The 16,449-nt window shown below is 46.7% G+C and carries 12 protein-coding genes; 6 read left to right on the top strand and 6 right to left on the bottom strand.

The features are described from left to right. A partial coding sequence (locus QUA38_RS19565; protein ID WP_333164668.1) for a polyribonucleotide nucleotidyltransferase occupies positions 1-2,142 on the bottom strand: 2,142 nt, incomplete at its 3' end. A 61-nt stretch (positions 2,143-2,203) separates the two neighbouring features. Here QUA38_RS19565 and QUA38_RS19560 point away from each other — a divergent pair. The 3 genes from QUA38_RS19560 (at position 2,204) to QUA38_RS19550 (ending at position 6,931) form a co-directional block, all read left to right on the top strand. Continuing rightward, positions 2,204-2,425 (top strand): hypothetical protein, encoded by a 222-nt coding sequence (locus QUA38_RS19560; protein ID WP_333164666.1) that lies wholly within the window; start codon positions 2,204-2,206, stop codon positions 2,423-2,425. Between the two features lie 182 nt (positions 2,426-2,607). Next, positions 2,608-5,982 (top strand): DEAD/DEAH box helicase, encoded by a 3,375-nt coding sequence (locus tag QUA38_RS19555; RefSeq protein ID WP_333164664.1) that lies wholly within the window; start codon positions 2,608-2,610, stop codon positions 5,980-5,982. 121 nt (positions 5,983-6,103) lie between these two features. Further along, positions 6,104-6,931 carry an SWIM zinc finger family protein gene (locus QUA38_RS19550; protein WP_333164670.1) on the top strand — a complete coding sequence of 276 codons (828 nt, stop codon included), beginning with the start codon at positions 6,104-6,106 and terminating at the stop codon, positions 6,929-6,931. A gap of 150 nt (positions 6,932-7,081) precedes the next feature. Here QUA38_RS19550 and QUA38_RS19545 read toward each other — a convergent pair whose 3' ends face one another. Further along, positions 7,082-7,720 (bottom strand): HAD-IA family hydrolase, encoded by a 639-nt coding sequence (locus QUA38_RS19545; protein ID WP_333164663.1) that lies wholly within the window; start codon positions 7,718-7,720, stop codon positions 7,082-7,084. Positions 7,721-7,959: 239 nt separating this feature from the next. Then, positions 7,960-8,925, bottom strand: a complete 966-nt coding sequence (queG, locus tag QUA38_RS19540; protein WP_333164661.1) for a tRNA epoxyqueuosine(34) reductase QueG — start codon at positions 8,923-8,925, stop codon at positions 7,960-7,962. Positions 8,926-9,134: 209 nt separating this feature from the next. Between queG and QUA38_RS19535 the strand changes: the two genes are divergently transcribed. Together QUA38_RS19535 and QUA38_RS19530 are read left to right on the top strand one after the other, a co-directional pair. Then, complete coding sequence (locus QUA38_RS19535) at positions 9,135-10,097, top strand: orange carotenoid protein N-terminal domain-containing protein (protein WP_333097388.1); 963 nt, start codon at positions 9,135-9,137, stop codon at positions 10,095-10,097. Between the two features lie 347 nt (positions 10,098-10,444). Then, positions 10,445-10,879, top strand: coding sequence for a nuclear transport factor 2 family protein (locus QUA38_RS19530; RefSeq protein WP_333164659.1), 435 nt, complete (start codon positions 10,445-10,447; stop codon positions 10,877-10,879). Between the two features lie 338 nt (positions 10,880-11,217). On the opposite strand, the gene QUA38_RS19525 is transcribed toward QUA38_RS19530, so the two are convergent. The 3 genes from QUA38_RS19525 to rsmH form a co-directional block, all read right to left on the bottom strand. Further along, a complete protein-coding gene (locus tag QUA38_RS19525; RefSeq protein ID WP_006633914.1) occupies positions 11,218-11,640 on the bottom strand; it encodes an ATP-binding protein in 423 nt (140 codons plus the stop codon). A gap of 496 nt (positions 11,641-12,136) precedes the next feature. After that, positions 12,137-13,810 (bottom strand): SpoIIE family protein phosphatase, encoded by a 1,674-nt coding sequence (locus tag QUA38_RS19520; RefSeq protein ID WP_333164656.1) that lies wholly within the window; start codon positions 13,808-13,810, stop codon positions 12,137-12,139. A 569-nt stretch (positions 13,811-14,379) separates the two neighbouring features. Next, positions 14,380-15,282, bottom strand: coding sequence for a 16S rRNA (cytosine(1402)-N(4))-methyltransferase RsmH (rsmH, locus tag QUA38_RS19515; RefSeq protein WP_333164654.1), 903 nt, complete (start codon positions 15,280-15,282; stop codon positions 14,380-14,382). 58 nt (positions 15,283-15,340) lie between these two features. Here rsmH and QUA38_RS19510 point away from each other — a divergent pair. After that, a partial coding sequence (locus QUA38_RS19510) for an NAD(P)H-quinone oxidoreductase subunit H (protein ID WP_333164653.1) occupies positions 15,341-16,449 on the top strand: 1,109 nt, incomplete at its 3' end.

Here is a 16,449-nt window from a genome sequence, read left to right as displayed (position 1 = left end):
CGCTTCGCGGGCGGCTACCGCTTCGTCGGGATGAATATTCAAGCGGGTCAAATTAATTCGACCTTTATTGTCAATTTCTCGCACTTTGACAATCACTTCATCGTTCACAGCTAACTCGTCTTCCACTTTCCCAACGCGGTAGTCCGCTAACTGGGAAATGTGAATCATTCCTTCTTTTCCGGGCAAAATTTCCACAAAAGCGCCGATCGGAATAATTCGAGTTACGCGGCCGACATACACGTCTCCTGCATTCAACTTGCGCGTCATGCCTTGGACAATGTTGTAAGCCCGCTGAGCTTTTTCGCTGTCGTTGCCAGCAATTGTCACGGTTCCGTCGTCTTCGATGTCTATTTTGACACCTGTTTCTTCGGTGATGGCTTTGATAGTTTTGCCACCTGGTCCAATTACCAAACCGATAAATTCTGGATCTATTTTCAGGGTTAGCAAACGCGGTGCAAATGGCGACATTTCCTTGCGGGGAGTGTCGATGGTTGACAGCATTCTTTCTAAAATGTGCAGTCTGGCGGGTTTGGCTTGGCGGATGGCGGTGGCAATCACATCTAAGGGCAAACCTTTGATTTTCATGTCCATCTGCAAAGCAGTAATCCCGGTGTCGGTACCGGCTACTTTGAAGTCCATGTCGCCTAAGAAGTCTTCAATTGCCTGAATGTCAGTCAAAATTCGGACTTCATCGCCTTCTTTAATTAAGCCCATTGCCGCGCCGCTGACGGGTTGGGAAAGGGGAACACCTGCATCCATTAATGCTAGCGTTGAGGCGCAAACTGAACCCATTGAGGTGGAACCGTCGGAAGAAAGGATTTCTGAAACTACGCGAATCACGTAGGGGAAATCTTCTTTGGATGGCAAAACCGGCAGTAAAGCGCGTTCTGCGAGGGCTCCGTGACCGATTTCTCGGCGTCCGGGCGATCGCATCGGCTTGGTTTCTCCAACCGAAAACGGCGGGAAATTGTAGTGATGCAGGTAGCGTTTGTCTTGCTGCGGGTGCAAGTCGTCTCCTAAGTCTTGGGCGTCGCCCGGGGTTCCCAGGGTAGCTGCGGACAAGACTTGGGTTAACCCCCGATTAAACAACGCACAGCCGTGTACTCGCGACGGCAGCACGCCTACGCGACAAGAAACGGGTCGCACCTCGTCTAGCTTGCGACCGTCTACACGGATGCCATCTTCGAGGATCTGCTTCCGCATCATTTTTTTGGTAACGTCTTTGAAAACGTTGCCGATCGCCTTGCTGTTGGCGGTGGCCGCTACTTTTACCGGGTCCTCTTCCGGGAGTTCGGCGATCGCAGCTTCGACTTCATTTGCCTTAACTTCGTCCAATGCTGCATTCCGTATTGTTTTGTCTTTTTCAAATCTTGACAAAATGATGCGGATGGGTTCTTGGGCGCGATCGCGAATGAATGTTTCCAGGGCCGAATCTTGCGATGGTCGTTCTTCTACCACCAAATCGATGCCCAATTCCGCCATAATTTCGCGCTGGGCTTGAATCAAGTCACAGGCTGCTTCATAGCCGAAGTCGATCGCTTCGATGATATCCTGTTCGGGCAACTGGTTGGCGCCGGCTTCTACCATGATTACTCCGTCAGGAGAACCAGCTACCACGAGATCCAACTCGCCTTCTCTGATTTCGCTGTAGGTTGGGTTGATGATGAAATCGTCCCCTACCAAACCCACTCGCACCGCCGCCATCGGCCCGTAAAACGGCATTTTCGCCAGCAGTATCGCCACCGAAGCCCCCGTCACCGCCAAAACGTCCGGTGGCACTTGTTCGTCCATCGAAACCGTTGTTGCTACAACTTGGATGTCATCTCGCAGCCAGCTTGGAAATAGCGGACGCAGCGGTCGATCGATCAAACGGCCAGTCAAAGTCACTTTTTCTGGGGGACGCCCTTCCCTTCGCAAAAATCCACCGGGAATTTTACCGCCAGCGTAGAGTCTCTCTTCGTAATCCACCAACAGGGGCAGGAAATCAATTCCTTCTCTCCCCTGCGATCGAGTCGCTGTCACCAAAACCGCCGTGTCACCCGACTGAATCAAAACTGCACCGCCTGCTTGAGGCGCTAGTAAACCAATCTTCAGTCTAATATCCCGTCCATCGAAGGATATTGACTTGTCTATCTCTACCATGTAGCACTGCTTCCTTATCTACCACATTCTTTCTCTGTCGGGATCGTAACATTACCACAGGATGTTTGAGAGTCCGACGCCAAAAGACTGGGATAATCGCCTCGCGATCCACTGTCTGCGTCAGGCTTATAAGCATTTATACTCTAGAATTATTTTTTGCTGTCTGAGGTCGATTCTCCGGTCGATTCTCCGGTCGATCGCCCGCCAAACGCCTTCCATAGATGGTACGATGAATTTTCGTTTGGGAATTGGGACGTTGAAGGAAGAAGGAACAGGGATTTAGTTATCTAGGACAGGGAATAAGCCGTAAGGTGTGCCATAAGTACCTAAATATACAGGTTCTACCTAATTGCTATCTGGCTCAAAATTTCCTCGGTTTGTTTTAAATAAATTTTTCATAAATCCCATATAAATGCTGTAGTCAACCTCGCACTTAATTAAATATAAATATCAGGCTAAAAAAACATGTCTATTTTACACGGCAGTTGGCTCCTAGAAAATAAAAAAAATTGCTTATTTATTTGGGGAGAAACTTGGCGAAAATTTGGGGCAATTGAAACCAGGGAATCGGGGATAAATTTAACGCATCCCTTAGCAATGACCGAATCGGAATTTAAGACTTTCCTAAATTCCTTGCGGCAGTCGGGAAAACTGGATTGGCAATTACCGGAAACCGCAGAAACTCCACCGGAAAAGAGCAAAAAAACTAGGCGCTCGTCCAAAACTCCCAACGCAGAAATTACCGCCCCAAACTCCTCAATTAAAAGGGAAATTCGGGCGATCGCACTTCCCACCCAAATCTCAGAATCGAACGCAAATCTAATGCCGCAGCACTCAGCAGCAGCACTGGAGAAACCCGCTAAAACCGAGGAAATTTACCTTTATCCCTGGCAAGTCGAGGGTTTTTGTCTCAACCCTCAAGCAGCTTTTGTTTTCTTGCAATCACTACCGCTTAACAGCACGGAACCAGACTCTTTTGTCGGCTCAGATTTGCGTTTTTGGTCTCATATTGCTAGGTGGAGTTTGGATTTGTTGGCACGATGCAAATTTTTGCCTGGATTGGAGAAACAGTCGGACGGTTCTGCTATTGCCAAATGGCAACCGCTGTTAGATAGTTCTACAGATACACTCCGCCTCGCCACTTTTGTCAAGCAAATGCCGACTGCTTGCAGAACATATCAATCGAAGGAAGAAGGAATTTCGGCAACGAGCACTGTACGGGATGTAACAGATGTCAGTCCGATGGAAGTCGGAAGAAGGAAGAAGGAAGAAGGAAGAGGGGAAAAGGAAGAAGAATCCAGTGAATTGCCTTTAGCGGTGGATTTGCCTGCGGGGGCGGAGGAATTGGTGTTAGGCTTTTTGAGCAGTATTGTAGATAGTCAAGTGCGATCCTCTTCGAGGGCTGCGCTAACGGCTGGTAGCTCTACTTTAGACATCAAAGCAGTTTCTCCTGTGCGCGACTGGCTGCAAGCTTTGCAGCAGGAATCTGGGATAGTTCAAGTAGAAACAGCAGCATTAGAAAACTTGGCAACCAAGCTGAGTGCTTGGACTGCACCGCTGCAAAATCAATTATCTCAACAAAGTCAATTTCGCACTTGCTTTCAACTCATACCGCCGTCTCCTGGTAAAGCCAACTGGAGTTTAAATTATTGCTTGCAAGCAGCAGATGAAGCGGAATTTTTGGTAGACGCGACAACTGTTTGGAACAACTCAGTCGAGCGTTTGGCTTATGCGGGGCGGACAATAGAATTGCCTCAAGAAACTTTGCTCAGTGGCTTGGGTTTAGCCTCGAAACTTTATCCGTTAATTGAACCGAGTTTGCAAGCACAGCGGCCTCAATCTTGCCAATTAAATCCGCTGCAAGCTTACGAGTTTATTAAGTCTGTAGCTTGGCGGTTTGCTGATAGCGGGTTGGGCGTAGTTTTGCCGCCGAGTTTGACAAAGACGGATGGTTGGGCGAGTCGCTTGGGTTTGAGCATTCAAGCGGAAACTCCGAAAGTGACTCCGGCCAAAGGCGGGTTGGGATTGCAAAGTCTGCTAAATTTTAAGTGGGAATTGACGATTGGCGGACAGCGCCTTTCTAAGGCAGAATTTGACAGATTGATTGCGTTGAATTCGCCTTTGGTGGAAATTAACGGCGAGTGGGTGGAGTTGCGCGCGCCGGATGTGAAAGCGGCTCAAACTTTTTTTGCCAGCCGCAAAGAGCAAATGACTCTTTCTTTGGAGGATGCTTTGCGTTTGGCGTCGGGCGATTCTCAGATGATCGAGAAATTGCCTGTGGTGAATTTTGAGGCTACGGGTCAACTTCAGGAATTGTTGAATACTTTGAGCGATAATCAAGCGGTAAGTGCGATCGCAACTCCGGCTAGTTTCCGAGGACAATTGCGGCCTTATCAAGCCCTAGGAGCAGGCTGGTTAGCATTCTTAGAACGCTGGGGTTTGGGTGCTTGTCTCGCGGACGATATGGGGCTCGGCAAGACCATCGAGCTAATTGCTTTCCTTGTGCATTTACAAGAAAAAGATTCTTTAGAAGCGCCAACATTACTCGTTTGTCCGACATCGGTATTGGGCAATTGGGAGCGGGAAGTCAAGAAATTTGGCCCGACGCTAAAAGTTTTAGTTCACCACGGAGACAAGCGCGCTAAAGGCAAAGCATTTGCGGCTGAAATTAAAGGAAAGGATTTAATAATTACCAGTTACGCCTTGGTGTTTCGGGATGCGAAGGAATTTCAAGGCATTAAATGGCAAGGATTGGTTTTAGATGAAGCGCAAAATATTAAAAATTCCGATGCGAAGCAGTCGCAAGCGGTGCAAAAAATCGAGTCATCTTTTAGAATTGCGCTGACAGGAACTCCCGTGGAAAATAGACTGCAAGAATTGTGGTCTATTTTAGAATTTCTGAATCCAGGCTATTTGGGGCCGCGCAATTTCTTTCAGCGCCGATTTGCAATTCCGATCGAGAAATACGGAGATAGAGAATCATTGCAGACTTTGCGATCGCTCGTTCGGCCTTTCATCCTCCGCCGCCTGAAAACCGACAAAGAAATCATCCAAGATTTGCCCGAAAAACAGGAGATGACTGTATTTTGTGGGCTGGCGGCTCAACAGGCGGTATTATATCAGAAAATAGTCGAAGAGTCTATAGCAGAACTAGAGTCAGCCGAAGGCATTCAGCGCCGCGGAATGATTCTGGCTTTGCTGGTAAAACTCAAGCAACTTTGCAACCATCCGGCTCTTGTGAAAGCAGAAGCTAAGCCGAAAGAATTGGAGATTAAGAGCCAGGAATCGGGGAAATTGCAGCGGTTGGTGGAAATGTTAGAAGAGGTGATCGCTGAGGGCGATCGGGCTTTAATTTTTACTCAATTTGCAGAATGGGGAAAACTCCTGAAACCGCATCTAGAACAGCATTTAGGGCGAGAAGTTTTGTTCTTGTACGGAGGAATTAAGCAACAGCAGCGGGAAGAAATGATCGATCGCTTCCAGCACGACCCCCAAGGCCCGCCGATTATGATTTTATCTTTAAAAGCAGGCGGCACAGGTTTGAACTTAACCAGAGCAACCCACGTTTTCCACTATGACAGATGGTGGAATCCCGCAGTTGAAAATCAGGCAACTGACCGCGTATTTCGCATCGGTCAAACCCGCAATGTACAAGTCCACAAATTTGTCTGCACAGGTACGTTAGAGGAGAAAATACACGATATGATTGAAAGCAAAAAAGCTCTAGCCGAACAAGTAGTCAGCGCCGGCGAAAACTGGCTCACCGAGCTAGATACAGACCAACTTCGCAATTTACTAATTCTCGATCGCAATGCTATCATAGAAACAGAAGAAGAATAATATGATTAATTACAAATTCCCAACAGCACGACACGGATGTCACGGATACACGGATAGCTGTTTTTTACTTTCTGACTCCAGCATCCCAATCCCCAATGCCCAATTCCCAATTCCCAAAAAAATGATTGACAGAGAATGGTGGACACAACAGTGGTTAGATTTAATCAATACCTACCGCTTCAAAAAGCGCTTAGAACGTGGCTGGCAGTACGCGCGCGAAGGTAAAGTTCTCAGCATTAAATTTCCCAATCAAGAAGTAATCGCCGTAGTTCAAGGAACAGATCCAAAACCCTATCAAGTTTCTTTAGGACTCGATACGTTGACTGATGAAGATTGGGATTATGTGATTGAAAATATGTCCCAAAGAGCAGTTTTTTCAGCTAAACTCTTAGCAGGAGAAATGCCACACAATATTGAAGATGTATTTGCAGCAGCAGGCAAAACACTATTTCCGTTAAGCTTATCTGATATTCGATCGCGCTGTAGCTGTCCTGACCCCAAAAACCCTTGCAAACACATCAGTGCAGTATACTACTTATTGGGCGATCGCTTCAGTGAAGACCCCTTCGTACTCTTTCAATTGCGGGGCCGAACCAAAGAGCAAATCTTGACAGCACTTCGTCAAAGACGAGGTACGCAAGGAGAGGAAAACTCTCAACTCAACTCAGGCGAAAATGCCCCCACTACGAATTCTAAATTGCCAAAGGTCGATCGCTTTTGGGAATACAATCAGCAGCTAGAATCATCTTTAGTAGTGATTGTACCCCCACCCAGCAGCGAAACAGTATTAGATATCTTAGGCCCAATTCCCCTCGCAACCGACGGAAAAGGAACAGCTAGCAAATCCTCCCCTGCATCTGACGCCCTCAAGCAGCATTTTAGCAAAATCTACCAAGCAGTTAGCCAGCAAGCAGTTTTAGCAGCACTGAAACGCAGCGAAGGAGATTAACATAATTTCATCCCACATAGGATAATAGGACTATGGCTGATAACAAATCAGGCTTTAATACCCCTTTTACTCTTTAGTCCCTCTCTGGTGGAACGAGAGTTTGTCTAAAATAGATTTCAACCGACGAGTCTTACTTTTTGCAGTTTCAGTTTACAGTTCCTGCAAATTACTCATAATCTCTATCAATTCCTGGGGGCGTTTAATCAAAAAATCGGGATTGTGTGCAGCCAAAGCCTCCTGAGAATTAAAACCCCAAGCTACAGCCATTACCTTAATTCCTGTTTTTCTAGCAGCTTCTATATCTCTAATCTCATCTCCCACATAAACGACTTGTTTAGGATTTATATGTTCTCTTTTTAGCCAGCTATTAATAACTTTATGTTTGCCAAAAGTTGAACCCGAGTAAATAAATGTGAAAGTGTCTTGCAAACCATTTTTTTCCAGCGATGCCAAGACGTTTTCTCGGGAATTAGATGTGATAATGCCCAGTTGAAATCCTAATTTTTTTAAATCCAGTAAAACTTCTTTAATTCCCGGAAATAATTGAATGTTGGGAATTTCGCTGCGTAACTCTGCTTTCAACATTCTAATCAACAGCGGGAATTTGAAGATAGAAATGCCAGAATACTGAAGGAGTTGCCAAGAAGTTAAATTGCTCAGTTGAGCGATTTGCTCTTTGGTCGCAGACTTAAACCCTAATTCTACTGACAAACGGTTGGTGATGCTCAGAAGAATATCGATTGTATCTGCTAAAGTACCGTCAAAATCAAAAATAATTACTTTGGTCATGGGACAATAGCAAATAAGGAACGGGGGAGGATACAATTTGAGATTTGAGATTTGAGATTTGAGATGGGAATGACTTACTGCATAATGTATTGACTATTGGCGCTCCGTTTTAGATTTGAGATTTTAGAGGAGGAATGACTTACTGCATAATATATTGACTATTGGCGCTCCGTATAGACCCTAGGGGTATTATTTATAGGGTAAGGTGCCCCTAAGCACCCTGACGAAAATCTCAACTTTTAAGGGTTATTTTGATTTGCTTTCGCATTTCGCCGCAGCATTTCGGGTTTTATGCGCCGCAGCGCCGAAGCTGTAAATCTGCGGTTCCATTCTTCGTCGGAAATGTCGGCTAATTCTGCAAGTGTCGGTGCTATGTTTTCAGGATAAGGCTCAAACTCTGCCACATCAGTTGGTTTCGCAAATCGCTGATTCCAAGGACAAACATCCTGACAAATGTCGCAGCCTGCTACCCAACCTTGTAAATTAGATGCAATTTCGTCGGGCAATTTTTCGGCTCGATTCTCGATCGTGTGATAGGCTATACATTGAGCGGCATTCACCACAAAAGGCTCAGTAATTGCCCCCGTCGGACACGCCTCAATGCAGCGAGTGCAAGTACCGCAATGTTCCGTATGGGGTGCATCGGGCGCTAACTCCAAATTAGTCAAGATTTCTCCCAAAAACACCCAAGAACCGTATTCGCGCGAAATTACATTACCATTTTTGGCAATCCAGCCAATCCCGGCACGTTGCGCCCACATTTTATCCTGAACCGGTCCGGTATCAGCATAATACCGCGCTTCAATTCCCTCGCCTTGCGATCGCACCCAATTTGCCAAAACCTTCAGTTTTTTGTGCAAAATTCTATGGTAATCCCGTCCCCAACCGTAGCGAGAGATTTTAGCATATTCGACCCCTGCCTCGACCCCCCCCTCACAAGGGGGATTTGAGGGGCGTTGGTGAGGTGTGTAGTAGTTGATGGCGACACATATTAAGGACTGCACCTCTGGCATTATTAATCGAATATCCTGCCGTTTCGGGTTTGCCATCCATGCCATATCCGCCTGATAACCCTTGTCAAGCCAAGCTTGCAATCTTTGTTTTTCTAGATCGAAATCCGTGTCTTTTGAGGCAATACCGACTTTGTGAAAGCCCAACTCAATGGCTTTTTGTTTAATGCGATCGCTATTAATTGATTGTTTCATCACGTAAGAAACCACTGCACAATTTGTGCCATAAGTCTAGTAACTTTAAGAGTAATTTTGGGACAGTATTGATAATTCTTTTACAATCTTTATATTTATAAATTTGAACTCCAAAATGTCAAAAATGTTACATAATTTAATTTAGGGAGAATTCGATTCGCTAATTCAAGTACGCAAGTAAAACCGACAGCGAATCTCACAGCATACACATGGCAGTTAGTATTCAATCAGCTCAATCTATTTTTTCCAACACCGAGATTGCTAGCGTTGTTCCGGCTACCACGGAAGCGTTCTACAAACTCAGCGTTGAAGACCAACTCGCACTGCTCTGGTATGCCTACACCGAAATGGGCGTTTCCATTACCGCAGCAGCACCGGGAGTAGCCAGCATGGCGCTTGTCGAAGGCATTCTGAGCGAAATCAAGCAAATGTCGCCTGCTGCTCAAAGCAAAACCATGTTTGACCTAGCCAGCAACGCCGACACAACGATAGGTCGGATTTACACTTCCTTGCGCGTCAACACCAAACTCGGTTTCTGGTACGAGTTGGGACAGTTGATGAAACAGGGCCTTGTCGCTCCGATCCCCGCTGGCTATCAAATGTCTCCCGAAGCCACCGCAGTTCTCGAAACCATCAAGAAACTCGATCCAGGCCAGCAAATTACCGTACTTCGGAATACCGTAGTTAACATGGGCTATGACCCTGCTTTTAACCAAGAGTATGGCAAACGCTCTGCCCCGCGCAGCACTCCCACCGCTCCAGAAGAGCGGGTAAAAACCACAATTGAGGGTATTAGCGAGCAGACTGTGCTCAGCTACATCGACTACATGAACGCTTTCGACTTCACCCCAGCCGTCGGTTTATTTGCTGAAGAAGGTGCCCTGCAACCGCCTTTCCAAAAGCCGATCGTTGGTCGCGAAGCTATCCTCAACTATATGCGGGAAGAGTGCGTCGGACTGAAAATGATGCCCGAGCGAGGCGTATCGGAACCCGCAGAAGATGGCTACCGCCAAGTGAAAGTCACCGGTAAAGTCGAAACTCCCTGGTTCGGATCGAATGTGGGAATGAACATTGCATGGCGGTTTTTGCTCGATCCCCAAGGTCAAATTTTCTTTGTGGCGATCGACTTGTTGGCATCTCCTAAAGAATTGCTCAATTTGATCCGCAAATAGAATATTCTTGTTTGCTCTGTTAAACAGGCTTGCCCAGAAACCCAGATGCCTTTAGGTGTCTGGGTTTATATCATTTTAGATTTGAAATTTTAAATTTTAGATTCAAGAATTGAAAAAGGGAAAATGACTGATGGTATCAGGGTTTACAGCTTGGCTACACTTGTATTTTTTGAAAGTAGGATTGATTTTGGTCGATCGCTCTGAAAGCTGCGATCGAGGCTCTGCGGTTCCCGATTCCTCCTTTTTTCGGAGAATTATTTTCCTACCCCTACTTATATCTTTTGAGGGATTTGCTGCGACAAAGAGAATGATTACAGTATACTCATTCATTTGAAATCACTTGTTTTATGACCGCCACAACTCGACCTATTTTAACTAACTCTATAAAGATTGCAGGCATCACAATCCCAGGGATACTGCAATATTTTGAAACTTTAAATGCGGGGGATTTTGAAGCGACTGCTAATTTATTTGCCGATGAGGGGGTTCTGCACGCGCCGTTTGAAGATCCAATTATCGGCAGGATTGCGATCGCCATTTATCTAAAAAAAGAAGCACGAGGAATGCAGCTAGAACCCCAGAAAGGTGTCAGCCAAATTTTAGAAGATGGCAAGGTAGAAGTTCAGGTCAGCGGCCGGGTGCAAACTTCCGCATTTGGTGTTAATGTCGGATGGCTGTTCTTGCTCAATTCTGACCAAAAAATCCTTTCTGTGACGGTCAAACTGTTAGCTTCTCCCCAAGAATTGCTAAACCTGCGGTCACATAAGAAATTTGATGTTTAATAAGCTGTTTCAGATTTAAATTGCCTATTGGGGTTTGACCTGTCGATCGCACGTAATAGTTAAAGTCGTGCGATCGACAGGTCAATCGGCTGCTTATCGCCATAATGAGGTAGAAACCGGGTTTTTATCCAAATCTTTTGGTGAAGTGCCACTCACGGTATAAAAATCCCGTTTCTTTGGTATTTGTGGGATCTGGACTTTACCCCTACAATCTTACAGCTTCTTAGAGAGGGACGCTACTGCACGAAAAACTGGCTGTCACCGCAGCGTGCGACAGACAGCCAAAGCGAGTCAAAAAGTGCATTGCCAATCCTTAATGACTAATGACTAATGACTAATTAAGATTTTTCCGGCAAACTCGCTTCCAACTTTAGACAGTTGCGACCGTCTATTTGCAAAGTGTAGTCCACGCGATCCATAAGTCTACTCATAATCAGCCAGCCGTAGCCGCTTTCCTGTTTAGCTTCCGGCCTCGGAGGATTGTAAGTATCCATTTCGTAACCTTTACCGTAATCCCAAATTTCTAAACCAATATCCCTATTTTTTAAATTCAAGCGAATTAAAACGGGTAAATTGGGTTGATCTTTGTGAGCATGGCGGATCACGTTAGAATAGGCTTCTGCTAACACCAAGCGCAAACGATTCGACTGACGCGGCCAATCGACGTGCTCTCCTAGCTCTACTTCCAAACTGCTCAGCAACCAATTTTCAACAATTGTTAAAAACCGCAAGTCGCTTGGCACATGAAGCTCAGTATTCATAAAAAAATCCCGTAAGTTTGAAAACCCTGTGTCTTCACACTAGGTATGAAACACGACGCGCCGAATGGATTCGGCCTCAATACTTGTCGCTACTCGGGGGACACTAGCCTTTTCTGTTTAAAAATCAGGCATTGGTCATTCGGTAGAAGGCAGAAGTTAAGAGTATAGTTGAAAACTTTAGTTATGGGTCTAAAGCCCATTAACAATTGATAATTATACCGAGACTGCAAGCAGCGAGGTATAAAAAATCTTTGTTTCAATCTCTGGCTTTTAAGCTTGGGTTTTTTCTGACCAATGCCTTCTACCTTAACCTTTTACAGGTGTTGAATCCCCCAGAAAAGCGATTCACGAAACTAGCTGCGCCATCGCCGGCTAGGTTTTTTACTGTTGACGATAATACCGTCCTTTGCAGGACTACTCTGTGAGCCGTCAACCAGCAGCGCTTAAGTTTTTTCGGCTCTCACCCCCGACTATGGGTCGGGAGTCGCTGACAGATTCAAAGAACCTCCAAAGAGAGTATGGTTTGGTCGTCTTCCTGAACGGGATTGTCGGCTCGGATGTGAGCCAACAAATTGTCCAAGTTGAAGGAACCAGGCTCCTGAATCAACAGTTGCCAAAGCCCTTCTTGTTGTAGCATAGAACGGGTTGGTACACCCCCGGAGACCCCTTCAGTGGTGACGCTAGCTTCAGTAATCCCGTCACTCGTCAGCAGAAATACATCTCCTGACTTTAATTCGATCGCACCTGCTTTGCCTCTCCAAACTGGTAGTATCCCCAAGGGAATGCCACGAGCTTTCAGGAAATTAGGCTCGGCTGGCGTTTTACCGCTAGCGGCTTGAGCTTTCACCTCCGAGTGAGACCAAACAATCGGGTAAATGTGACCGGCATTAGCAAAGGCGAGGTGTCCGCTAGACGGAGTGTAACGAGCTACAACCATTGTAATAAAATGGTTGTTGCCGATCAGGTCGTCAGACATACTGCTATTCATGTTCTGCATAACTTGATCTGGCTCTGGAGAAACTTCTTGGGAAAGTTCCCGCCGCATCACCGAAATCGCGCTGGCCATAAATAGAGCAGCCGGAACTCCCTTACCCGAAACATCTCCCACCGCTATCCAAATATCCCCTTGGGAGTGGACGTAGACTTCAAAAAAGTCGCCACCAACTTCCCGCGCGGGATAACAGCAAGCTTGCACCCTAACAGTTTCAAAATCCGGCCAACTTTGGCGCAACAAGTTTGTTTGGATTTGGCGAGCCACTTCCAACTCGTTTTGCATCTGCTTGGCTAAATCCAGAGTGCGCTGGTAGAGCTTAGCTTGAGACAGGGCGAGAGCAGCTTGAGCTGCTACACCTTCTATTAACTCTATATCTTCTGCCGACCAAGGGTTAGTGCCGCCAATCTGGCACAAAGCCAGTACCGCCAGTAATTCTTGCTGGTAAGTCAGGGGCACGGCAATCTCAACCGATTTACCGTCCCCCCCGCTGTTTGGGTTCACTTGAGTTTGGCGGCTGGCTACTGCTTGAACCAACAAATTTTCATCAAAAGAAAAGCTACTGGCATCGTCGGTTTGGGCTTGGTAGGGGAAGGTACTCGGCAATAGTCGATCACTCTCTACCGGCCGCAGCATACAATAGTTGGCCTCAAAAGTTTGACCTACGGTTTGAACAATAGTTTGTACCATACTAGAGTAATCTAGCGACCCGCGAATCACGCTCATTACCTCATTGAACAGAGATTCCTTGCGTAAAGCGCGGCGCAATGCAACGCTGCGCTGCTTGTAGTATTTGTAAGTTTCTGAGGCTTGATTGATCACCAATTTGAGTTCTTCAGGATTCCACGGTTTGGTGATGTATTTGAAAACTTGACCTGAGTTGATTGCCTCAACCAAATCTTCAACATCGGTGTATCCCGTTAGCAGAATCCGAATCGTATCGGGAAATCGCTCGACTGTTTTCCCCAAAAACTCGGTGCCATTCATTTCTGGCATCCGCTGGTCAGATATAATCACCGCCATCTCGCCCTGTTCGTCTAGAACTTCCAAGGCGCTGAGGGCGCTATCTGCTTTGTAAACCTGAAAGTCGCGTCGAAACGTCCGGTACAATAAATCCAAGTTATCGGGTTCGTCATCGACTACCATCAGTTTCAGCTTGCTTCCATCTCCCCTACTCATCTTTCTTCCCCCTTGAAAACCCCCACCATAGCTGTATTCAGCAAGGTGGTGGGAGGAAAAGGGGGGCTGGATATATGCAACATATCAGTTACGTCAAGTTGAGTTAAAGAAACCCGTTTTACCTTAAGGTGAGCATTCCTTTCGCACCATCTGTTCGCACGACAGATGAGAGGCTTTCGATACTGTAACCCGCCTCGGTAGGCCGCTTCAATAGGGAAAATTTCCGAGTGAGCTTTCACGCTGTGATACGAGCAATGACCTTGTTAGCAGTCGGTACTTTTCTAAACACACCAGCATTCAAAACGGCTAATTAATGCTCTGATTGCAGAGTTCTTAACTAGCTGGGCACTGTCCTCGGTGTGAATTTTAACACTTACTACTAAGGCAGGTATTGCTACCTAAGTCTGGTCAACACTGGCTGTATTTCAAGCCCCACTGTACCCGGAGGGTTAGTGGTGGGTTGTTGGCGCTATTCCCTACCTACACCTGTGCCCAATCGCACTTGATTGCTGCATGCAATTCTCCCTAATCTCTGAACTTTTTGCAGCAATCATATTACTACTGCTGAATCAAGTTATTCTTTCTGCCAGTCTGAGCTTAGCAGAACGAGAGCGGGGATTTCTAGCGACTTCTTCGGATTGTGGCCCGATCGGCTTTTTTGTCAGTACCTGCAAGCTGGGTGTTCCTCTGAGTTGGTGCTTGACTGGTCGGTCTTCCAGACTGTGAAATGTAATGATTCCGATTCTCCCACCTGGTTTTAACCATTTTGGCGCTTGGTTGAGGAAAGTTTCTAAAGAAGCGAGTTCGGAGTTCACAGCTATCCTTAAAGCTTGGAAAGTACGGGTGGCAGGATGGATTCTGCCGTTGCGCTGCTTGGGGGGGAAGCTGGAGGCGATCGCCCCTGCAAGTTCTGTTGTAGTTTGAAAAGGACGCCCTTGCACAATCCGCCTCGCGATGCGCCGCGACAGTCGTTCCTCGCCGTACTTGTAAATAATATCTGCTAGTTTAACTTCTTCCCAGTGGTTGATAATCTCTTCTGCCGTCAAAGATTGCTGCTGGTTCATACGCATATCTAGTTGAGCTGGGTGGCGAAAACTAAATCCTCGTTCCGGTGTATCGAACTGAGCAGAGCTGACGCCCAAGTCTGCTATGATACCATCAAATTCGGCCTCTGGGGACTGATATTCAGCAAAGTTGCCGTGCCAAAACTCAACGGGCGAGTTGGCAAATCTGGCTTGGCAAAAACGGATGGCTTGTTCATCGCGGTCGATCGCCACCACTGTAACATCTGGCGCCGCCGCTAAAATCAAACTCGTGTGTCCGCCGCCCCCAAGCGTCGCGTCCAAATAGTGTCCCCCTGGACGCACAGCCAAACCCGCAATTAATTCTTGACCCAAAACTGGAACGTGATAGGTGTCAATACTGACATCTGATCCAGGGGTATGCTTCTCACAGAGCTCGATATCCTTCATAATCTATAACAGCGAAACAAAAATCAACAATAGTCAGTAATCATTAATTCATTTAATTATGTCAAGAATTGAGACTAGAACCGAACCGATGGTGCTCAACATGGGGCCGCACCACCCTTCCATGCACGGGGTACTCCGGTTAATTGTCACCCTGGACGGGGAAGATGTGGTTGACTGCGAGCCTGTTTTGGGGTATCTGCACCGCGGGATGGAAAAAATCGCCGAAAATCGCACCAACGTGATGTACGTGCCCTACGTGAGCCGCTGGGACTATGCCGAGGGGATGTTTAACGAAGCGGTGACAGTAAATGCGCCGGAAAAGTTGGCGAATATTGCTGTCCCCAAACGGGCGAGTTACATTCGGGTAATCATGCTGGAGTTGAACCGGATTGCTAACCATTTGTTGTGGTTGGGGCCGTTTTTGGCGGACGTAGGGGCACAAACTCCTTTTTTCTATACTATGCGCGATCGCGAACCAATTCTCGACTTGTGGGAAGCCGCTACAGGTTATCGCATGGTGAATAATAACTATTTCCGCATTGGCGGAGTCGCCGCAGATTTGCCCTACGGTTGGGTAGATAAATGCGAAGATTTCTGCGATTATTTCGTTCCCAAAATTGACGAGTACGAACGTTTAATTACCAACAATCCAATCTTCCGCCGCCGGATTGAAGGCCTGGGTACTATTTCTCGCGAAGAAGCGATTAACTGGGGACTGTCCGGTCCCATGTTGCGCGCTTCCGGCGTTAAGTGGGATTTGCGAAAAGTTGACCATTACGAATGTTACGACGACTTCGACTGGGAAGTTTGTACCGAAGCTGCTGGCGATTGTTTGGCCCGGTATTTGGTGCGGGTTCGGGAGATGCGCGAGTCGGTTAAGATTCTCTATCAAGCCTTGAAAGGACTCCCCGGTGGGTCTTACGAGAATTTGGAAGCGAAGCGACTCGAAAGCGGACCAAAATCTGAATGGAATGGTTTTGACTATCAGTTTATTGGCAAAAAAGTAGCGCCGACTTTTAAGATTCCCAAGGGCGAACATTATGTCCGCGTTGAAAGCGGCAAGGGTGAGTTGGGGATTTATATTATCGGGGATGATAATGTGTTTCCTTGGCGCTGGAAGATTCGGACTGGGGATTTTAATAATTTGCAGATTTTGCCTCACATTGT

It is taken from the genome of Microcoleus sp. Pol12B4, from assembly GCF_036701385.1.
Lineage (GTDB): Bacteria > Cyanobacteriota > Cyanobacteriia > Cyanobacteriales > Microcoleaceae > Microcoleus.
The sequence above is the reverse complement of the archived record's forward strand: the minus strand, read 5'-3'. Positions and strand labels throughout refer to the sequence as shown.